15 protein-coding genes are annotated in these 22,267 nt (G+C 31.8%); 14 read left to right on the top strand and 1 reads right to left on the bottom strand.

The window, feature by feature from the left end:
- Window positions 1-27 precede the first annotated feature (27 nt).
- The 10 genes from CLU82_RS06280 (at window position 28) to CLU82_RS06235 (ending at window position 18,019) form a co-directional block, all read left to right on the top strand.
- Entirely contained in the window at window positions 28-954 is a 927-nt protein-coding gene (locus CLU82_RS06280) for a type IX secretion system membrane protein PorP/SprF (RefSeq protein WP_100842280.1), read from the top strand.
- Window positions 955-965: 11 nt separating this feature from the next.
- Window positions 966-2,909 carry an OmpA family protein gene (locus CLU82_RS06275; RefSeq protein WP_100842279.1) on the top strand — a complete coding sequence of 648 codons (1,944 nt, stop codon included), beginning with the start codon at window positions 966-968 and terminating at the stop codon, window positions 2,907-2,909.
- Between the two features lie 439 nt (window positions 2,910-3,348).
- Entirely contained in the window at window positions 3,349-3,774 is a 426-nt protein-coding gene (locus CLU82_RS06270; protein ID WP_100842278.1) for a CBS domain-containing protein, read from the top strand.
- 150 nt (window positions 3,775-3,924) lie between these two features.
- Window positions 3,925-6,204: an NADP-dependent malic enzyme gene (locus CLU82_RS06265; protein ID WP_100842277.1), complete on the top strand. Its 2,280-nt coding sequence runs from the start codon at window positions 3,925-3,927 to the stop codon at window positions 6,202-6,204.
- Window positions 6,205-6,358: 154 nt separating this feature from the next.
- Window positions 6,359-6,940, top strand: coding sequence for a Holliday junction branch migration protein RuvA (gene ruvA, locus CLU82_RS06260; RefSeq protein ID WP_100842276.1), 582 nt, complete (start codon window positions 6,359-6,361; stop codon window positions 6,938-6,940).
- A 25-nt stretch (window positions 6,941-6,965) separates the two neighbouring features.
- Window positions 6,966-14,189, top strand: coding sequence for a cell surface protein SprA (sprA, locus tag CLU82_RS06255; RefSeq protein WP_100842275.1), 7,224 nt, complete (start codon window positions 6,966-6,968; stop codon window positions 14,187-14,189).
- 83 nt (window positions 14,190-14,272) lie between these two features.
- A complete protein-coding gene (gene gcvH / locus CLU82_RS06250) occupies window positions 14,273-14,653 on the top strand; it encodes a glycine cleavage system protein GcvH (RefSeq protein WP_100842274.1) in 381 nt (126 codons plus the stop codon).
- Window positions 14,622-15,029 (top strand): VanZ family protein, encoded by a 408-nt coding sequence (locus tag CLU82_RS20985; RefSeq protein WP_369828989.1) that lies wholly within the window; start codon window positions 14,622-14,624, stop codon window positions 15,027-15,029. Before gcvH ends, CLU82_RS20985 begins: the two co-directional genes overlap by 32 nt.
- Window positions 15,030-15,144: 115 nt before the next feature.
- Complete coding sequence (gene deoC / locus CLU82_RS06240; protein WP_100844955.1) at window positions 15,145-15,888, top strand: deoxyribose-phosphate aldolase; 744 nt, start codon at window positions 15,145-15,147, stop codon at window positions 15,886-15,888.
- 16 nt (window positions 15,889-15,904) lie between these two features.
- Entirely contained in the window at window positions 15,905-18,019 is a 2,115-nt protein-coding gene (locus CLU82_RS06235; RefSeq protein WP_100842272.1) for a gliding motility protein RemB, read from the top strand.
- Between the two features lie 213 nt (window positions 18,020-18,232).
- Here the strand turns inward: CLU82_RS06235 and CLU82_RS06230 are convergent, their stop codons facing one another.
- A complete protein-coding gene (locus CLU82_RS06230) occupies window positions 18,233-19,066 on the bottom strand; it encodes an IS982 family transposase (RefSeq protein ID WP_198520255.1) in 834 nt (277 codons plus the stop codon).
- A gap of 234 nt (window positions 19,067-19,300) precedes the next feature.
- On the opposite strand from CLU82_RS06230, the gene cyoE reads away from it, so the two are divergent.
- From cyoE to CLU82_RS06210, 4 genes are read left to right on the top strand one after another with little or no spacing between them, the layout of a single operon-like run.
- Window positions 19,301-20,215, top strand: coding sequence for a heme o synthase (cyoE, locus tag CLU82_RS06225; protein ID WP_100844954.1), 915 nt, complete (start codon window positions 19,301-19,303; stop codon window positions 20,213-20,215).
- A 2-nt stretch (window positions 20,216-20,217) separates the two neighbouring features.
- Entirely contained in the window at window positions 20,218-20,805 is a 588-nt protein-coding gene (locus CLU82_RS06220) for a cytochrome c oxidase subunit 3 (RefSeq protein ID WP_100842271.1), read from the top strand.
- Window positions 20,806-20,847: 42 nt separating this feature from the next.
- On the top strand, window positions 20,848-21,822 hold the full coding sequence (locus CLU82_RS06215; protein WP_100842270.1) for a cytochrome c oxidase subunit 3: 975 nt from the start codon (window positions 20,848-20,850) through the stop codon (window positions 21,820-21,822).
- Between the two features lie 16 nt (window positions 21,823-21,838).
- Window positions 21,839-22,189, top strand: a complete 351-nt coding sequence (locus CLU82_RS06210) for a cytochrome C oxidase subunit IV family protein (RefSeq protein ID WP_100842269.1) — start codon at window positions 21,839-21,841, stop codon at window positions 22,187-22,189.
- Window positions 22,190-22,267: the final 78 nt, after the last annotated feature.

Genomic DNA, 22,267 nt, shown 5'->3' with positions numbered 1-22,267 from the left:
CAAGCTATTATAAATAAAAAATTACACATGAAGATAAAGATAATTGGGTTGGTAATAATGTTATTTACAAGTACTGGTTATGCTCAGCAAGATGCTCAGTATACTCAATATATGTATAATACGATAGTAGTGAATCCGGCTTATGCTGGTTCTAGGCAAGCTATGAGTGTATTTGCTTTGCATCGTACACAATGGGTTGGATTGGATGGTGCGCCTGTAACAAATTCTGTTTCTATTAATACGCCTTTTAACGATAGTAAAGTGGGTTTAGGATTGTCATTTGTAAATGATCAAATAGGTCCTTCGGATGAAAATAACATTGCAATTGATTTTTCTTACACGATACCTGCATCTGAAAAATATAAAATGTCTTTTGGATTAAAAGCCAGTGCGAATTTGTTGAATGTGGATTTTACAAAATTAGATTATTATCATGACAATCCAATTTTTGAAGATAATATTGATAATAAGTTTTCACCTAATATAGGAGTCGGATTTTATCTGCATTCAGATAATAGTTATATAGGAATATCAGCTCCAAATCTACTAGAAACAAAGCATTTTGATAAATCTGCCTCTTCAAGTGCTACTAGTCATATTGCAACCGAAAAGATTAATTATTATTTGATAGCCGGTTATGTATTTGATTTGAGTCCAAGTTTGAAACTGAAACCTTCATTAATTACCAAATATGTACAAGGAGCTCCTTTACAAGTTGATATTTCGGCTAATTTTATGATAAATGAAAAATTTGTAGGAGGTCTTGCTTATAGATGGAGTGCTGCTATGAGTGCTATGGTAGGATTTCAAGCCACTGATTCTTGGTTTATAGGATATAGTTATGATTTTGACACAACCGAATTGGCGCATTACAATTCAGGTTCACATGAGATTTTTTTGAGATTTGAATTATTTAATACTTATGACAAAATTATTTCTCCGAGATTCTTCTAAAATTGATGCTTATGAAAATTAAAAATATAGTTTATAGCCTTTTTTTAAGTCTTTTTTTTATTCAAGGATTCGCTCAAAAAACAACTTTAGCAAAAGCTGAAAAGAAGTATGACCGTTTTGCTTATGTAGATGCCATTGATAATTATGAAAAAGTTGCAGAAAAAGGATATCAGGATGAAAAAATGTTTCAGAAATTGGGGAATGCATATTATTTTAAAGCAGAATTACCTCAGGCTTTAAAATGGTATGATCAACTTTTTAATGTTTATCCAAACCAGGAAGCCGAATATTTTTATAGGTACTCTCAAGCTTTAAAATCCTCTGGCGATTATACTAAAGCAGATCAAATGCTAGAGCAGTTCGTTCAGAAAATACAAAATGATAAAAGAGGTGAGCTATTCAAAGAGAATCGAAATTATCTTGATGAAATTAAAGCTAATTCAGGCCGTTTTCAAGTAGTAGATGCTGAAGTTAATTCAGAGTTTTCGGATTATGGCAGTTCCTTTTTAGGAACAAAATTAGTATTTGCTTCAGCTAGAGATACTGGAGGGGTTTCTAAAAAAATTTTTAAATGGACTAATAAATCTTTTACAAATTTATATTGGGCAGAAATTATACCCGACGGAGGAATGGGAAAGCCTCAACGTTTTGAGCGTAAAATTAATTCAAAATTCAACGAATCTACTCCAGTTTTCACTCAAGATGGTAAAACAATGTATTTTACCAGAAACAATTTTTTAGAAGGAAAAAGAGGAAGAGATACTGATAAAAATACGCTGCTAAAACTTTACAAGGTGATATTAAATAGTGACGGACAATGGAGTGATGTTGTAGAATTACCATTTAATAGTAATAATTACAGTGTTGCACATCCTGCTTTGAGTATTGATGAAAAAACGTTGTATTTTGCCTCGGATATGCCTGGGACTTATGGGCAATCGGATTTGTTTAAAGTTATGATAAACGCTGATGGAACTTATGGGGCTCCAGAGAATTTAGGTCCCGAAGTTAATACTGAAGGAAGAGAAACCTTTCCTTTTATTTCCAGTGATAATGAATTATATTTTGCTAGTGACGGTAGACCAGGTTTAGGAGGTTTGGATGTTTTTGTAGCAAAAATTGAAGCTGATAATAGTTATTATGGTATACAAAATGTTGGAGAGCCAATTAACAGTAAACAAGATGATTTTGCTTTTATAATAAATAGTAAAAACCGAAATGGATTTTTCTCATCTAATAGAGAAGGAGGAAAAGGATTTGATGATATTTATCGGTTTGTTGAAGATAAAAAGTTGACTTGTGATCAATCATTATCAGGACTTGTAACCGATTTGGATTTCCGTCAGATTCTAATAGGAGCTAAGATGAGTTTGTTTGATAGTAATTTTAAACTGCTTCAAGTGACACAAACTGATACAAGTGGGCGTTATAATTTTTCTGTTAATTGTGGAAAAACATATTACATAAGAGGCGAAAAAGAAGAATATCAAACTAAAGAAGAAGCTGTTAGAACTAAATTTTTTAGTGGAAATAAAGATTTTCCAATTGTGTTAGAACGACGTATTAAGCCAATAACAGTCGGGACTGATTTGGCTAAAACATTAAATATTCCAATGATTTACTTTGATTTGGATAAAGCATTTATTCGTAAGGATGCTAGTTATGAGTTGGCTAAAGTTGTAGTGGTAATGGAACAGTATCCAGAACTTAAAATAGAAGTGCGTTCCCATACGGACAGTCGTCAAAGTGCAAAATACAACGAAAAATTATCAGACAAGAGAGCAAAAACTACTGTGGATTGGTTAATAGAAAATGGCATTAATTCGAGTCGATTAATAGGCAAAGGTTATGGTGAATCTCAATTAATAAATCAATGCGCTGATGGAGTAAAATGTACCGAAGAGGAACATCAGGCCAATAGGCGAAGCGAATTTATTATTGTTTCGATGCAATAAGTTGTAAAATGAATAGATGATTTTTTTTAGTCTACTATTGGGCAATGTATTTATAATTAAAAAATAAGAGCCCAATTGTAATTTTAAATGATTTACAAAGAAGAATTATCTTTTCTTTTAATATTGATTTCCTAAATAGCTCTCGCAATTTTATTTGCTTTTTTTGCTGCTAGGAGCAAAGATTTAGTAAAAAGTCTGAGAATGTTTAGATAGAAAATACTAGATATTTTTGGTTCCGAAAAAAATAATCGCCTTTAAGTGTTAAATAGTTATTTTTCATTTAAATTTCTTATTGTCAATACTATATAAAATTTGTTGTTTGGCTCGTTGTTTGTTTTACTTAGACTTTAAATTATTGTTTCCTTTAAGAAAATATTTTATTTTTTTGATTTTTGTATGTCTTTTTTTTTTAAATTTAGCTTTCTAAAATTTATCTATTATGACTGTAAATCAAATATTAAGAACAAAAGGAGCAGAAGTTTTTTCTATTGTTTCGACTTTTACTGTATTCGAAGCTTTAAGAGTTATGGGAGAAAAAAATATAGGTGCTATCCTTGTAATTGAGAATGGAGTTTTAAAAGGGATTTTATCGGAGAGAGATTATGCTAGAAAAATTGTTTTAAAAGATAAGTCTTCCAAAAAAACACCAGTAAGTGAAATTATGGAGAGTGATGTAGTAACCGTTAAACCTTCAGATAATTTGGAATATTGTATGGAATTAATGAGCGGTAGAAGAATTAGACATTTACCTGTGATTGAAAATGAAGTGATAATTGGACTTATCTCTATTGGGGATGTGGTAAAAGCTATAATTGAAATCCAAAAAGAAACAATTAAACATCTGGATTCCTATATTTCACAGTAACAGTTGATTGAATAATTTTATTAGATAGCTACATTAGGTGTAGCTATTTTTTTTAGTTATAAATTAACCGAAAATAAATAAAAGAATAGGATAAAAGCTTCTGTTTTAAAGCAAGTGGCTTATCTTTGTTCTTTGAAAATAAAAATATAAATGGACAATAATAGTAAAAGAAAAGAAGCATTATTATATCACTCTGAGCCAACTCCAGGAAAAATACAAGTAGTTCCTACCAAAAAATATGCAACACAAAGAGATTTGTCTTTGGCCTATTCGCCAGGTGTTGCAGAGCCATGTTTGGAAATTGCAAAAGATATCAATAATGTCTATAAATATACAGCAAAAGGTAATTTGGTTGCTGTAATTACAAATGGTACTGCCGTTTTAGGTCTTGGTGATATTGGACCAGAAGCTTCAAAACCTGTAATGGAAGGAAAGGGTCTTTTATTTAAAATATTTTCTGATATTGATGTATTTGATATAGAGATTGGAACCAAAGATGTTGAGGAATTTATTCAGACAGTAAAAAATATTGCACCAACATTTGGAGGAATCAATTTAGAAGATATCAAAGCACCAGAATCATTTGAAATTGAACGCAGATTAGTTGAAGAACTTAATATTCCTGTAATGCACGATGATCAGCATGGAACGGCTATTATATCTTCAGCAGCTTTAATCAATGCATTAGAGTTAGCTGATAAAAAAGCTGAAGATGTAAAAATGGTTGTTTCAGGTGCTGGATCTGCGGCTATTGCATGTGCTGATTTATATGTTTTATTGGGTGTAAAAAGAGAGAATATCTTAATGTTCAACAGTAAAGGTCTTTTGACTAAAGACAATCCTACTTTGTCTGATTTACAGCAAAAATACGCTATTGATGGTGCTTCTATTGGTCTTGAAGAAGCATTAAAAGGGGCTGATATTTTCTTAGGATTATCAACTGGAAATATTATGACTCCGCAAATGTTGCTGGGAATGGCCGATAATCCTATTGTTTTTGCCATGGCCAATCCTGATCCCGAAATCGCCTACAATCTTGCTATTGAAACTCGTAAGGATGTAATAATGGCAACTGGACGTTCGGATCATCCTAATCAAGTGAATAATGTACTTGGATTTCCATACATTTTTAGAGGAGCGTTAGATGTTCGTGCTACAAAGATAAATGAGGCAATGAAAATGGCTGCCGTAAAAGCACTTGCTGCACTTGCTAAAGAAAATGTGCCAGAACAAGTGAATATTGCCTATGGTGCTACAAAATTAGTTTTTGGAAGAGAATATATTATACCAAAACCTTTTGATCCAAGGTTGATATCAGAGGTGGCTCCAGCGGTTGCAAAAGCAGCAATGGATTCGGGTGTTGCATTGAATCCAATAACAGATTGGGATAAGTATAAAGAAGAATTATTGGATCGTTTGGGTAACGATAACAAAATGATTCGTTTGATTACTAATAGAGCCAAAACAGATCCTAAAATAATTGTTTTTGCTGAAGCTGAACAATTAGATGTTTTAAAAGCTGCTCAGATTGTTCATGAAGAAGGTATTGGATTTCCTATTTTATTAGGGGACAAAGAAATTATATTAGAATTAAAAGAAGAATTGGGTTTTGATGCAGATGTCCAAATTGTTGACCCAAAACTTGACGAAGAAAAAGAAAGAAGAACCCGATATGCTACTGCTTTTTGGGAGTCTAGAAAAAGAAATGGTGTTTCGTTTTATGATGCTGAGAAGTTCATGAGAGAGCGAAACTATTTTGCTGCTATGATGGTTAATACAGGAGAAGCTGATGGGTTGATTTCTGGATATTCTAGAAGCTATCCTTCTGTCGTAAAACCATTGTTGCAAATAATTGGAAAAGCGCCTAACGCTTCATTAGTTGCAACTACTAATATTATGATGACTAGCAGAGGGCCAATGTTTTTATCAGATACTGCAATAAATATAAACCCAACAGCGGAAGAGTTAGCTAAAATTGCTGTTATGACTGCTAATACTGTAAAAATGTTTGGAATGGAACCTGTTATTGCTATGGTTTCTTATTCTAACTTTGGTTCTTCATCAAGTGTAAGTGCAGAAAAAGTGAAAGAAGCTGTTGCGTATCTACACAAAAATCATCCTGAAATAATTGTTGATGGTGAAGTTCAGGCTGATTTTGCTTTGAATCAAGATATGTTAGCAACTAAATTCCCTTTTTCAAAATTGGCAGGAAAGAAAGTGAATACTATGGTTTTTCCAAATCTTGAATCGGCTAATATTACCTATAAATTATTGAAAGAATTGAATAAAGTGGGGTCAATAGGGCCAATTATGATGGGAATGAAGCATCCTGTTCATGTTGTTCAATTGGGTGCCAGTGTTGAAGAAATGGTAAATATGGCTGCAATTGCAGTTATCGATGCCCAAGAAAAAAGTATGAGATTGAAATAAAGTAAAAGTAAAATACCCAAAAGATTAAAATTTGAGATTGTAAGATTGAAAATGTAGTGAGTTGGTTTATATCTAAAAAGTGTAGTCCAATATTAGCTATTCATTTGTCTGTATAATCTCAAATTTTCTTATATTTGACCATATAATATATTTTATGATAGCACATTTGCAAGGAAAATTAGTTGAAAAAAACCCTACAGAAGTCGTGATCGACTGTAGTGGTGTTGGTTATCATGTAAATATTTCTTTGCACACTTATTCTTTATTACCTAATACTGATTTTATAAAACTCTTTACATATCTTCAAATAAAAGAAGATGCGCATGTTTTGTTTGGTTTTGTTGAAAAATCTGAAAGAGAGATTTTTAAAATGTTATTGTCGGTATCTGGTATTGGTGCCGGTATTGCTCGTACCATGCTTTCCTCTTTGGAACCTAAACAGATTATTAATGCAATTGCCTCCGGAGATGTTGTAACTATTCAGAAAATAAAAGGAATCGGTACTAAAACAGCACAAAGAGTAATTATTGATTTAAAGGAAAAAGTGTTAAAGTTATACGATTTAGATGAAGTTTCAATCTCACTGAGCAATACAAATAAAGATGAAGCGTTATCTGCTCTAGAAGTTCTTGGTTTTGTTAGGAAAACTTCAGAAAAAATTATTGAAAAAATTATTAAAGAGGATCCAGAGGCTACTGTGGAAACTATAATCAAAAAAGCTTTAAAAAATTTATAAGAGGTTATTTACAAGCCTAATCGATATGCATAAGATCTACATTTTTTTGCTGGTATTTTTTTGTGGCTTTGTGTCTCAGGCTCAAGTACAAGAGGCTGTTCAAGATACTATAAAAAAAGGATATGATGTTGGTGAGGTTCAATTAGCAAATCCTCAAAGCATATTGTCTGCCTATACCTATGATCCAGTTACTGATACTTATGTTTATAATAGTTCAATAGACGATTTTAATATCAATTATCCAATATTTTTAACTCCTGCTGAGTATGAAAAATTGATGTTAAAAGAATCAATGAATCAATATTTTGGTAAAAAATTAGACGCTATTGATGGAAATAAAACAGGAAGTGATGCTGCCAAAAAAGATTTATTACCTCGATATTATATAAAATCTGGGCTTTTTGAATCTATTTTTGGAAGTAATACTATAGATGTAAAACCTACAGGGTCTATTGAAATAGATCTAGGATTGTTGTATACTAAACAAGATAATCCAGCATTTTCACCTCGAAATCGTACCAATACTTCATTCGATTTTAATCAACGAATAAGTATGAGTTTACTTGGAAAAGTTGGGACTAGACTTCAGGTTAATGCTAATTTTGATACTCAGTCTACTTTTGCTTTTCAAAATTTATTGAAATTAGAATATACTCCAGCCGAGGATGATATTGTTCGAAAAATTGAAGTTGGAAATGTAAGTATGCCTTTAAATAGTACCTTGATTCAAGGTGCTCAAAGTTTATTTGGAGTAAAAACCGAATTACAATTTGGTAAAACTACCGTGACAGGAGTTTTCTCCGAACAAAAATCACAAGCCAAAAGTGTGACTGCACAAGGTGGCGGTACTGTACAGGAATTTGAAATGTATGGTTTAGATTATGATAGTGACAGGCACTTTTTCTTGTCGCAATATTTTAGAGATAAATATGATTCCTCTTTAAAAAACTACCCTTTTATTGATTCAAGAGTTCAAATCACAAGGTTGGAAGTTTGGATTACTAATAAGCAAAATAGGGTAAATACAACTAGTAATAATTTAAGAAATATTATTGCATTACAAGATTTAGGTGAAGGCGAGCTAGCAGACTCAGCAGGAAATCCAATAATTGGTAAGCAAAATGAGGTAGTTGTATTAAACCCTATTCCGCCAGATTTTTTTGTTGACCAATCAGGTCAAAAGAAATCGTATCCTTCAGATAATAAAAACAACAAATATGATCCAGCTTTAATTAAGATTAATGGGGGGTATTTGAATGAAGGAATTAGGGAAATCGTAACGGCTAGTTCTGGATTTACAATACCTGGTGGTACTAACGTTGTTGAAGGACAAGATTATTCAAAATTAGAAAATGCCAGAAAGTTATTGCCTAATGAATATAGTTTTAATACTCAATTAGGGTATATTTCCCTGCAACAAAAATTGGGGAATGATGAGATTTTGGCTGTAGCGTATCAGTATTCTATTGGAGACAAAGTCTATCAAGTTGGAGAGTTTGGAAATGATGGGGTTGAAGCAACTGTTGTTGGTGGGGATCAGCCGTCTAATAAAACGGTTATTTCTCAAACTTTAATTTTAAAAATGTTAAAAAGTAGTTTAACAGATGTGAATGATCCAGTTTGGAATTTGATGATGAAAAATGTTTATCAAATTCAGGGAGCATATCAACTTATTCAAGATGATTTTAGATTGAATATATTATATAAAAATCCATCACCATTAAATTATATAACTCCTGTTCTTGGAACTACATTTCCACCAAATCCATCACCTGAAAACACAGTTGAAAACACCACTTTGTTAAGAGTTCTTAACGTAGATAAGTTGAATTATAATAATGATCCACAAACTGGAGGAGATGGTTTTTTTGATTTCATTCCAGGAATGACTGTTGATACTCAAAATGGAAGATTGATTTTTACCACCAAGGAACCTTTTGGAGAATTGATATTTAATAAGTTGAAAACTGATGATCCTACAGAGGATTATAATAATGTGGCAACATATAATGATAATCAAAAAAAATATGTAAATCCTTACATGTACAATGGTACGCAGGCAAAGGCAATCCAGTACCCAGAGTTAAATAAATTTCTTTTACGCGGAAAATATAAAGCAGTTGGTGGGGAGGGGATTTCTATTGGTGCTTTCAATGTTCCTATTGGTTCGGTAAAAGTTACTGCAGCGGGTAGAGTTTTGGTCGAAGGGGTAGATTATAGTGTCAATTATCAATTAGGTAAACTCCAAATTCTAGATCCTTCTTTGCAAGCATCAAGTACACCAATTGAAATTTCATTAGAAAATAACTCAGTGTTTGGTCAACAAACCAGAAGATTTTTTGGGGTGAATGTAGATCATCTAATCTCTGAAAATTTTATGGTTGGAGCTACTTTCTTGAATATGAAAGAAAAACCATTTACTCAAAAATCAAGTTATGGACAAGAATCGGTTAATAATAGTATCTTTGGATTACATGGTAATTTCTCTTCACAAGTTCCATTTTTTACTCGTTTAGTTAATAAGTTGCCAAATATCGATACAGATGTTCCTTCTGCGATTTCAGTAAGCGGAGAGTTTGCTTATTTAATGCCCAATGCTTCTGATGGTGATAAGTTTCAAGGAGAATCTACTATTTATGTTGATGATTTTGAAAGCTCCCAATCATCAATAGATTTGCGTTCACCTTATGCGTGGAGTTTGTCTTCTACACCAACCACTGAAGGAGCTGCGAAACCACCTGCTTATGATTTTAATGGTGCCTTAGACAAGTTGGACTATGGTTTTAAAAGAGCGAAATTATCTTGGTATTCTATTGATCCAGTTTTTTATACTTCAAAACCATCAGGAATTTCTAATGATGATTTGTCTACGAATGCAACAAGAAGGGTTTATAGTGAAGAGTTATATCCTTTAACAGATATTGTTCAAGGACAATCTCTTGTTGTAAGCACTTTGGATTTGAGCTATTATCCAAAAGAGCGTGGTCCATATAACAATAATTTAAATGTTTCGGATACGCCTAGTGGGAATTTTGGAGGGATTGTTAGATCATTAAGTTCAACAAATTTTGAGCAAAGCAACGTAGAGTATATTCAATTTTGGGTTATGGATCCTTATGTAGGAACGGGGAAGACATCAAACACTAATTCAGGTAAAATTTATTTCAATCTTGGAGAAATCTCAGAAGATGTTTTGAAAGATAATAGAAAAGTATACGAAAATGGTTTTGGATCGGATCAAGTTTTAGTAAGCCCACCGCCAGTTTGGGGTAATGCACCAGCATCACAATCATTAATTTATGCATTTGATAATAATGAGGGTAATCGTACTAATCAGGATATTGGTTTAGATGGACTTGCGTCAAAAGATGAAGCTAAAGTATATAATAATTATGGATCTGATCCTGATCCTGCTGGGGATGATTATCTGTATTATCTTAATACTACGGGAGATATTTTGGATCGATATAAAAACTATAATGGTTTAGAAAATAACTCTACAGTTAATATCGATTCTCCTAACAGGGGTTCTTCAACACTTCCAGATGTTGAAGATGTAAATAGGGATAATACCATGAATACTATTAATGCTTATTATGAATATAGTATTGATATAAAACCAGAAATGCAGGTCGGTCAAAACTATATTTCGGATGTGCGTAATACGGTAGTTACTTTGCCAAACGGTTCTTCAACGGAAGCAAGATGGCTTCAGTTTAAAATTCCTATTTCTCAACCACAAAATACTATTGGTGAAATTTCAGATTTCAGATCCATTAGGTTTATGAGAATGTTCATGACCAACTTTACCGATCAGGTTACCATGCGTTTTGGTGCTTTAGATTTAATACGTGGAGAATGGCGACGTTATGCAAATTCATTGGATACTGATGATACAAATGTTGCTGATGATGCAGTTGTTTTTGAAACATCTTCGGTTAATATTGAAGAAAATTCTAGTAGATGTCCTATCAATTATGTAAGTCCTCCAAGTGTTCAAAGAGAACAATTGTACAATAATAATACAGTTATCAATCAGGATGAGCAATCCTTGTCAATGAGAATTTCCGGGGGTGGTTTAAGACCATTGGAAACTAAGTCTTCAGAAAGTAGTCGTGGCGCCTTCAAAAATTTTAATGTAGATATGCGTCAGTATAAAAAACTGAAAATGTTTTTACACGCCGAATCTTTACCGGATGAAATAGCATTAAAAGATGATCAAATGATTGCTTTTTTGCGTATCGGAGCCGATTATTCTACGGATTTTTATCAAATAGAAATCCCTTTAAAAGTAACAACTGCTTCTTCTTCTGGTGATAAAAATTGTCCTCCAATTAGTGCTGATTTAGTTTGGCCATCAGACAATGAAATAGATTTGTCCCTAGAGTTATTGACGAATTTAAAACTAAAATATTTAAAAAGAGACATACAAAAACCTTTGCCCGCAGACGGAATTTATTATTTGGATGATATAGAAGGGGATGTAAATGCAGATGGGGATACTAAATTGCATTTAGGAATAAAAGGAAATCCAAATTTAGGTATGATTCGAAATATTATGCTTGGACTTAAAAGTAATGAACCCCATCAAGATATTAAGGGTGAGGTTTGGTTCAATGAGCTTCGTTTAGCAGATATGGACAATAAAGGAGGGATTGCGGCTTTGTTAAATGTAGATACTAATTTTGCAGATTTAGCTACGGTATCATTTACTGGTAATATAAAGAATTTTGGTTTTGGAACAATCGAACAAGGTCCAAATGAAAGAAGTAGAGAAGATATTCAACAGTATAATGTGGTAACCAATATTAATTTGGGGAGATTTCTGCCTAAGAAATGGGGTGTCAATTTACCATTTAATTATTCAGTAGGAGAAGAAATCATTAAGCCAGAATATGATCCGTTTTATGAAGATATTAAGTTAAAGCAAGTTTTGGATGATGCTGATTCTGAATCTGAAAGAAAAGCTAAATTGAATCAAGCCATGGATTATACCAAACGCAAAAGTATCAATTTAATAGGTGTGCGAAAAGATCGAAGTCCAACGAAGAAACCGATGCCTTATGATGTTGAAAATTTTACTTTTTCGCAATATTATAATGAGGTGCAGCGCCATGATTTTGAAGTAGAAAAAAATATTGATCAGCAATCCAGAACAACATTGGATTATGCTTTTGCATTTCAGCCAAAACCAGTAGAACCTTTTCAAAAAACTAAGTTCATGAAGAAAAGTTCTTATTGGAAGTTTTTAAGCGATCTTAATTTTAATTATTTGCCTTCTAATATTACTTTTAGTACCAACGTAGTTAGACAAAGTAATGAACAACAATTTAGACAAGTTGAGGATATTGGTATTGGTTTTGAACCTTTATACAGAAGAAACTTTGGGTTTAATTACCAATACGGATTTAACTTTAATTTAACGAAATCCTTAAAAATAAATTATACTGCGGCTTCAAGGAATTTAGTAAAAAACTACTTGGATGAGTTTAATGATCCTATTGATAATATAACTATTTGGGATGGTTACTTAGATACGGGAACACCTAATTTCCACATGCAGCAATTTGTTTTAAATTATGAAATTCCATTTAATAAAATCCCTGTTTTAGGTTTTATCAAGGCGAATTATTCTTATACTGGAGATTTTAGTTGGCAAAAATCTTCAGAGGCTTTGAGTGAAGTTCTTGTTGGCGGAGTGTCTTATAATTTAGGGAATACAGTACAAAATGCTAAATCAAGTATTTTTAATACGACCTTCAATATGGAAACCCTATATAAATATATAGGCATTGGAAAAGGTTCAACGAATAGTAAACCTAAGCCTGTTGCTCCTCCAAAACCAGGCGAAAAGGTTGTGAGAACAGATCCATTAAAAAAGATTAACCAAAATCAATTTGTTGACGGTTTAAAAGGAATTTTAACAAGTATAAAAACTGTTCAGCTAACATTTACTGAAAACCAAGGAACTGTTTTACCAGGGTATACACCAGGTGTTGGTTTTTTTGGATCTGCAAAACCAACTTTAGGATTTGTTTTTGGTAGTCAGAGTGACGTACGATTTGAGGCTGCCAAAAATGGTTGGTTAACCTCGTATCAAGAATTTAATCAAAACTATACAACGGTTAAAAATCAAATATTTAAAGGGTCTGTTAATTTGGAATTAATTCCTGATCTTAAAATTGATTTGTTAGCGGATCGTTCCTATTCTGAAAATTTTTCAGAACAATATGACGTTTCATCAAATGGTCTATATAATTCTAGATCACCTTATACTTATGGTATATTTTCGATTTCGACGGTACTAATTGGAACTTCATTTTCAACTAGTAATGAGACTAGATCTTCTGCTTTTGATAAGTTTAGGGAAAATAGACTTATTGTTGCAAATAGACTTGCAGTAGAAAAAGGAATTGATATTACTAATCCAGTTAATCTTGATGCCAAAGGCTTCCCTCTTGGGTATTCGAGTTCAAGTCAGGCGGTTTTATTACCTTCGTTTTTAGCAGCTTATTCAGGAAGCAGTGCTAGTAATGTTTCTTTTGATATATTTAAAAGTTTCCCAGTTCCCAATTGGGCAATTAAATACAATGGATTAATGCGTTATGAATTTTTCAAAAAGACCTTCAAGCGATTTTCTTTGCAGCAAAATTATAGGGCCTCATATACAGTTAATTCATTTAGATCGAACTTTAATTATACGGAAAAGCCAGGTGGTAAGGATGATAGCGGTAATTTTTATAGTCCGATTATTATGTCAAACGTGACTTTGGTTGAACAATTTAATCCGCTTGTGCGTGTAGATTTTGAATTAAAAAACTCTTTTAAAGTATTAACTCAGATAAATAAAGACAGAGCTTTATCTATGAGTTTTGATAATAATTTATTGACGGAAGTACATGGAATTGAGTACGTAGTTGGATTAGGATATAGAATAAAAGATGTTACTTTTTCATCAAAACTTGCCGATAATCCAACAGGTATTATAAAAAGTGATATTAATATAAAAGCCGATTTGACGTATAGAGATAATCAAACTATTGTGAGGTATTTAGATTATGATAATAATCAACTAGGTGGAGGCCAAAATATATGGACCTTGAATACTACTGCTGATTATTCTTTAAGTAAAAACCTGACGATAATTTTTTATTACAATCACTCTTTTTCTAAGCCCGTTATTTCGACTTCATTTCCTTTAACGAATATTAGCTCAGGATTTACTTTCCGATATAATTTTGGAAATTAATTTTTTGAAAATCTAAAGCATAATTGTACATAAGATTGTTACATTTGTGCAAAAAATAATTATTAATTATCAATTATCATTTTATGAGCATACCAGCAAATTTAAAGTACACAAAAGATCACGAATGGGTTAGTCTTGAAGGGGATATTGCTACCGTTGGAATTACGCATTTTGCACAAAAAGAATTAGGAGATATTGTATATGTTGAGGTAGAAACATTGGATCAAACTTTAGATAAAGATGAAGTTTTCGGTACTGTGGAAGCTGTAAAAACTGTATCTGATTTATTTCTTCCATTATCTGGAGAAATTATCGCTTTTAATGATACTTTAGAGAGTACTCCAGAAAGTGTAAATGCTGATCCTTACGGTGATGGGTGGATGATTAAAATAAAAATATCTAATCCTTCAGAAATTGAAGAATTGCTTTCAAGTGAAGCTTATAAAGAGCTTATCGGTGCCTAAATATTTTCTTTTTTTAATTGCTTTATTGTGGACTGGGATTGTGACTTATTTTTGTTTAATAAAATCAAGTGATATACCAGTCATAAATATTCCAAATCTAGATAAGTGTATTCATTCTTTTTTTCATTTTGTGCTTACTTTTGTTTGGTTTTTGTTTTTTAGAAAGCAGTTAAAATTTAATAATATATTCAAACCTTTATTGATATCATTTGTGTTTTCATTCTTGTTTGGAATAGGTATAGAGATATTGCAAGAATTAGTAACTACAACAAGGCATGCAGATGTTTTGGATGTTGTAGCTAATTTAACTGGAGCAGGATTGGCTGTTTTGGTTACTTCAATTTGTATAAAATACAATATATTTAATACACTATAAAAAAAATAAGGACCCACTTCGGTGGGTTTTTTGTTTCTATTGCTACTTGTTAGATGTCATTTCATTCGAATACTGTAATTTTACGTTTTTAAATTCTCAAATTGTGACAATGACAATGGATATTAGAAAATATTTGGATTCTACCTATTTGAAAACAAATAGTCAAGCCAGCTTAGATGAAAGCGAAAACCAAGTTGTAGCTCAGTTTTTTATTCAAGAAGCTATAGAAGAAGGTTTTAAATTGATAATGATTCGCCCAGACCGAGTTTCTTTAGCAAAAAAAATGATTGTTGAGGCTAATTCAAAAGTTACAATTGGAACCGTTATTGATTTTCCAGAAGGAACATCTTCTATCGTTAAAAAGTTAGATGAAGCTCTTGAATGTATTCAAAATGGTGCTGATGAGTTGGATTATGTTTGTAATTATGAAGCTTTCAAATCTGGTGATGTTGACTTGGTTAAAAATGAAATTTTAAAAGGCACTCAACTAGGACTGGATAATAATAAAATAGTAAAATGGATTATTGAAGTGGCAGCACTCAATGATGTGCAAATTGCTGAACTAACTACATTGATTAAAAATGTGGTGGTTCTAAATTTTAAAGCAGATACTTATAGTTCTGTTTTTATAAAATCATCAACAGGATTTTATAAAACGGAGAATAATTTGCCAAATGGAGCTACTGTGGCTTCTATTAAAATTATGCTTCAAAATGCCTCGCCACTTCCTGTAAAAGCTGCTGGAGGAGTTCGAACTTATAAAGAAGCATTGGAAATGATTGAACTTGGGGTCCAACGAATAGGGACTTCAGGAGCGAAAGCTATTGTAAACGGAGAAGAAACCTCTTCAAGATATTGATTTGACATTAAATAAAATGATTAAAAAAGCCCTCATTTTTCTTTTAGTTTTTTCTGCATTTGTTTCAAATGCACAAACCCCAGATAATAAACAGTCCGAATCCTTGGATGAACGATTTCCTGTTTTTTTAAGTTGTAAAAATTTAGAAAGACAAGATTTAGAAAATTGTTTTTATAACGAAGTACAACAGTTGGTTTATCATAATTTTCAAGTACCTGAAAAACTAACACAAAGTCAGTATAAAGGAAATATAAAGGTGCTTTTTGAAGTAGATATTACTGGAAAGTTCAAAATATTATTCGTGAATTCAAATAATGAAGAGTTAATAGCTGAGACGAAAAGAGTTTTTGGTAATTTTCCAACAATTGATCCGCCAACTTACAATGGAAATCCAACCTATTCCAAATTTAATTTAAACATTGCAATTCCATTATTATCTCCAGAAGAAATTGCTACTGCAGCAAAAATAAAAAAGGAAAATATTAATGTCAATGATGGTTTGACAGAATTAGATAGTATTGTTTATAAGCGATTTGATAATCCTCAATTCACAAGTCATTTAAGTATTCCTTTTTCTCATAGTTATTATGCGCAATTTGATGGTGCAATGAATCAAGTTGGCAGTAATAATCATACCGCTTCAAAACCTTATACTTATACTGAGGTTGAAAAATATTATAATTTTCAAAAAGTGAACGCTAGTTTGATGAAGAATAAAACTAGTTGGTGGGGGAGAAAAACTTGGAATGAAAATTTAGTCGAAATTCAAGGTGAAGGATATTGGTTTGCTTTAAATTTTTTATTTAATGTTCAGGGCGGGATTTCTAATCCGAGTAAAACGGATTATACCTATGTAAACACAAGAGCTCTTAATTTTAAAGGAGGACTTGGGTCTCGTTTAAATTTCACTACAACTTTCTATGAAAGTCAAGGTCGTTTTGCGGATTATTATAATGATTATGCTAACACCATAAAACCTTCTGGAGGGAATCCTGCTATTGTTCCTGGAATTGGTATTGCTAAACAATATAAAACAGATGCCTATGATTTTCCTTTGGCAGATGCTAATATAACCTATAATGCTGCCAAATTTTTAGATTTGCAATTGGGTTATGGTAAAAACTTTATTGGTGACGGATATCGCTCTTTGTTTTTAAGTGATGGAGCTAGTCCATATCCGTTTTTTAAGATTAATGCTAATTTTTGGAAAATTAAATATACTGTAGATTATATGTGGTTAAAGGATGTACGTCCCGACGTTACAATTGATAAGACGTATGCTACAAAGTACGCTGTAAATCATTATTTGAGTTGGAATGTATCTAATAGATTGAATCTAGGTTTTTTTGAGTCAGTTATTTGGACCAATACCAATGGAAGAGGTTTTGATGCGAATTTTGTGAATCCAGTTGTGTTTTACCGTGCTGTTGAGTTTTCTTCTTCTTCCAAAAGTGGTAATGCTCTTTTAGGTTTGACTTATAAATATAAATGGAACAATCAGGTCAATCTTTATGGGCAGCTTCTTATAGATGAGTTTTCTACTAGTGATGTTGCGGCTGGTGATGGTAGTTGGAAAAATAAATTGGGTTACCAATTAGGAGCGAAATATTACAAGGCTTTTAATGTTGATAATTTGACATTGCAATTAGAGTTTAATCATGTGCGTCCTTACGTGTATTCACATAGTGAGCCAATAACCAATTATGCGCATAACAATCAAAGTTTGGGACATCAATGGGGAGGTAATTTTCAGGAGTTGGTTTTATTGGGGTATTATAATAAGGATCGATTTTATGCCAATACTAAGTTTACTATTGGGACTCGAGGCTTAGATTTTGATACAGCTGATAATGGTTTTAACTACGGACAAAATATCTATAAAGATTATGATGAAAATAGACCTTATGATAAAGGAGTTAAAGTTGGTCAGGGAAATAAAACAAGTGTTTTTATTTCAGAAGTTCAAGTAGGTTATTTGGTAAATCCAGCTACTAATTTTAAATTTTTCGGTAATTTTTTATTTAGAAATTTTGACCCAACAACAAATACGGCTACAGTTTTTAAAGAACAAACAACTTGGTTTACTGTTGGTTTTAGATCTGATGTGTTTAATTGGTATTTCGATTATTAGTGTTTTTTGTGTTGAATGTTTTGCTTTTAATCTGATTTTGATTGGAAATAAATAAGATCCTTTTTTTAATAGTTAAGATATAGGGAAGAGGGAATCTTGTTTATTAAAAATCTCTCATGTTCTTGCTTGAAAAACTTAATATTTGAACTTTGTTTTTGATAATTGTGCCGTAAAAACCGATTAAAAAAATAACAGTTAACCCGTTGGGTGTAATTAAATTATTTGATTTTTAATATTATTTATAGGTCTATCAAAGATGAATTTATTGATATATTGAACCAAAGTTAGAGCTGTTATTTTCGCTAAAATTCTTGTTTTAAAACCTTCAAAAGTTTTGGCATAATTTCTTCGAATTAAAAATTGGTCACATAATTGCGAGAACAATGTCTCTATTCTTTTTCTTGATTTTCTAAAAATATAAGATTGTGGCTTATAGTTTTTTTGATTACTTCTTTTTGGAGTTTCTAATTTGACATTTACGGTTTGGAATAAATCCAATTGGATTGTTTCAGATAGATATCCTCTATCACCAAGAACCACACAATCAGACATTTGTTGTTTTATGTTTTTTAAAAAATGAACATCATGGACTTCTGCCTTTGTAATATCTAAAGAATGAAAAATTCCAGCGATTGAGCAAACACCATGAAGTTTATATCCATAAAACCAATTGTTTTGAGAGGCGCAAAATCCTTTTGAAGGAGCCGTTTCAAATTCATCTTTACAGATTTTAACCCTATTGTGTCGAGAAAATTTACATATCTCTAACGGCATACTATCTACAATATAATAGTTCTCAAATTCAAGAAAAAAAGAAGCTAATTTAGTTCTAACTTCTTCTAAAAATAAAAACAACTTTCTTCGCCTTTTATTAAACTGACTTCTATCGATAAGATTTAAAATATCATTAGAATTTATCTGTTTGAAAAGAGCATTTTCACTGTCAATAGACATAAATTCAGCAGTTAAACTCAGTGCAACAATCTCTAAATCAGTCATTTTTTGTTTTCTCCCAACATCAGATTTGAACTCTAATTCACAATTCAAAGAACTTATAACTTCTAAAACTCTTAGATAATTTTTTACTATATTTGACATAGATATTGTTTTGTTTGGCGACATCAAGATACTGAATTTCAGTATCTTGAACAATATCTAATGTCTCTTTTTTATTTCAAATAATTACACCCAACGGGTTAACAGTTATTTCAAATGTTTAATTCATAGACTGTTTTTGAATCTTACTTTGTATATTTGCACCAGTTTTCAAAAAATATACCAATTTTATCTGCATTGAGTACAACATCTAATCCCACTTCGTTCAAATCTATTTATTTTGATTTTAAAGCAATTACAAAGGCTGGACTGGCTATTAGTGTTGTTTTTTCTTCTATTGCGGGTTATGTTCTTGGTTTTGATGACACGCATCCTTTTAGTTGGTTTGTTTTGCTGAAACTTGCTATAGGTGGATATTGTATGGTTGGTGCTTCGAATGCTTACAATCAGGTAATAGAAAAAGACTTAGATGCTTTGATGGATCGAACCAAAAATCGTCCTGTAGCTTCTGGAAGAATGTCTCCGCGTTTGGCTCTAGTTGTGGCAAGTTTGCTTACTATTTTTGGTATAGCTTTGTTGTATACTATAAACTCAAAATCGGCCATGTTTGGTGCCATTTCTATTTTTTTATATACCAGTATTTATACACCACTAAAAACGCTTACACCACTTTCAGTTTTTGTTGGTGCTTTTCCTGGTGCGATCCCTTTTATGTTAGGTTGGGTAGCTGCTACTGGTGAGTTTGGTATCGAAGCTGGAACTTTGTTTTTAATTCAATTTTTTTGGCAATTCCCACATTTTTGGGCAATTGGTTGGTTTTTATATGAGGATTATGAAAAAGCAGGTTTCTTCATGTTACCTACTGGTAAGAAAGATAAAGGGACTTCACTGCAAATTATTTTATACAGTGTTTGGTTAATAATTGCGTCATTATTGCCTGCATTAGGTCGTACCAGACATTTGTTTCTTTCTCCAATAGCTGCTGTTTTAGTATTGTTACTTGGACTTTGGGTATTATTTTATTCAGTACGTTTGTATCAGATAAAAACAGCAAAAGCTGCACGAACATTAATGTTGGTTAGTGTTTCGTATATTACGTTGTTACAATTAGTGTATATAGTAGATAAATTTTTAAGATAAATATGGAAGTTACAATGACAGCCGAAGATTATAAATCAAGAACGGCAAGATCGTATAAATTGATTTTGTTGTTTGCAATGGTGAGCATGACGATGATGTTTGCTGGTCTCACGAGTGCGTATGTGGTAAGTCAATCAAGAGCAGATTGGTTAAAGAATTTTCAATTACCCTCCGCTTTTTATTTTAGTACTCTTGCTATTTTAGGATGCAGTATTACTTTTCATTTGGCTAAAAAAGCCATTCAAAAAGACTATAAAAGTAGAACTACTACTTTGCTTTTAGCTACGCTAGCTTTGGGGATTTTGTTTGTAGTATTACAATTTGTTGGCTTTGGACAGATAGTAGAAAACGGGTATTATTTTACTGGTAGTGCTAGTTCTATTACTACTACATTTTTGTATATTGTAGTAATTGTACATTTGTTACACTTAGCAGGTGGTATGATATCATTGTTAATTATTATTTATAATCATTTTAAACAAAAATATAATTCAACTCAAACTCTTGGAATAGAACTAGGTGCGATGTACTGGCACTTTCTTGATTTCTTGTGGGTTTATTTATTTTTATTTTTATATTTCTTTAAATAAGAAAAAAACGTAAATTTGGGAACTTTTTAACGAATAACTTTTATGGAAGCGACAGTTACTACTGCAAATAGTGAAAAAACTTGGGGAGGCGGGAATGAGCCAATGGGAGCAAGTTATGGTAAATTAATGATGTGGTTTTTTATCGTATCAGATGCCTTAACGTTCTCTGGATTTTTAGCAGCCTACGGATTTTCTAGATTTAAATTTATTGGAACTTGGCCATTGGCTGATGAAGTGTTTACACACTTTCCATTTTTACATGGTGTTTCTGCACCGATGTATTATGTGGCATTAATGACTTTTATTTTGATTTTTTCATCTGTAACAATGGTTTTGGCTGTTGATGCAGGTCATCAAATGAAAAAAGATAAAGTAGCCCTTTATATGTTTTTAACCATTATCGGAGGTATGATTTTCGTTGGTTCTCAAGCTTGGGAATGGAAAAACTTTATCAAAGGAGAATATGGTGCAGTAGAAACAACAGGTGGTAGTTTACTACAGTTTGTTGATAAAGAAGGACACCGTGTTGCTTTAGAAGAATTTGCAGCAAAACTTCCTGTAGAAAGAGAGCACTTATCCAGAGCTAAAGGGAAATGGTTCATGGAAGAATCTGCTATCGCAAGCTATACAGTAGCCGAAGTTCAAGCTGGTTTTAAAGCACATCCTGAAGTTTTGATTAGAATTGAATCTCTAAACAAGAACAAAGAAAAAATTGTTCTTTCAAGAGAAGAATCTCAAGTTCGTTTGAATCAGGCTAAATTAGTTATTGAAGGTGCTAACTTAACTCATAATGAATATGGAAGTAAGCTATTTGCTGATTTCTTTTTCTTTATCACAGGTTTCCACGGATTCCACGTATTTTCAGGTATAGTAATTAATATCATCATTTTCTTTAATGTTCTTTTAGGAACTTATGAAAAAAGAGGTAGTTACGAAATGGTTGAAAAAGTGGGTTTATATTGGCACTTTGTTGATTTAGTTTGGGTATTTGTATTCACATTCTTCTATTTAGTTTAATTTTAGATTTATTATTATGTCACACGAACACGTTTCTAATACAAAAAGAATTTGGACTGTATTTGCTATATTGTCTGTAATTACAACTGTTGAAGTTGCTTTTGGTATCATTAGACCAGATGCTTTATATATGCACAATTTTTTAACAATGAGTTTGTTAAACTGGTTGTTTATCATATTAACATTAGTTAAAGCTTATTATATTGTATGGGCTTTCATGCATATGGAAGGTGAAAAAAAATCATTAAGAAATGCAGTTGTTTATCCTTTAGTTTTCTTAGTTTGTTATTTGCTTTTTATTTTATTAACGGAAGGAGATTATATATTTGAGGTTTTTAAAAGTTCTACGATTAAATGGAATTTTTAACTAGATATTAATTCAATATAAAAGGTGTCCGTTGTAACGGATGCCTTTTTTTATTTTAATACAATAAATTTTATAATT

The organism is Flavobacterium sp. 5 (assembly GCF_002813295.1).
Taxonomy (GTDB): domain Bacteria; phylum Bacteroidota; class Bacteroidia; order Flavobacteriales; family Flavobacteriaceae; genus Flavobacterium.
This window is presented reverse-complemented; position numbering and strand designations above follow the sequence as displayed.

Coding starts and splice junctions, on each gene's coding strand:
- CLU82_RS06220 (WP_100842271.1), top strand. CDS start 20,218: ATGGAAGTTACAATGACAGCCGAAGATTATAAATCAAGAACGGCAAGA.
- gcvH (WP_100842274.1), top strand. CDS start 14,273: ATGAGCATACCAGCAAATTTAAAGTACACAAAAGATCACGAATGGGTT.
- CLU82_RS06275 (WP_100842279.1), top strand. CDS start 966: ATGAAAATTAAAAATATAGTTTATAGCCTTTTTTTAAGTCTTTTTTTT.
- CLU82_RS06210 (WP_100842269.1), top strand. CDS start 21,839: ATGTCACACGAACACGTTTCTAATACAAAAAGAATTTGGACTGTATTT.
- deoC (WP_100844955.1), top strand. CDS start 15,145: ATGGATATTAGAAAATATTTGGATTCTACCTATTTGAAAACAAATAGT.
- CLU82_RS06265 (WP_100842277.1), top strand. CDS start 3,925: ATGGACAATAATAGTAAAAGAAAAGAAGCATTATTATATCACTCTGAG.
- CLU82_RS06215 (WP_100842270.1), top strand. CDS start 20,848: ATGGAAGCGACAGTTACTACTGCAAATAGTGAAAAAACTTGGGGAGGC.
- sprA (WP_100842275.1), top strand. CDS start 6,966: ATGCATAAGATCTACATTTTTTTGCTGGTATTTTTTTGTGGCTTTGTG.
- ruvA (WP_100842276.1), top strand. CDS start 6,359: ATGATAGCACATTTGCAAGGAAAATTAGTTGAAAAAAACCCTACAGAA.
- CLU82_RS06280 (WP_100842280.1), top strand. CDS start 28: ATGAAGATAAAGATAATTGGGTTGGTAATAATGTTATTTACAAGTACT.
- CLU82_RS06270 (WP_100842278.1), top strand. CDS start 3,349: ATGACTGTAAATCAAATATTAAGAACAAAAGGAGCAGAAGTTTTTTCT.
- CLU82_RS06235 (WP_100842272.1), top strand. CDS start 15,905: ATGATTAAAAAAGCCCTCATTTTTCTTTTAGTTTTTTCTGCATTTGTT.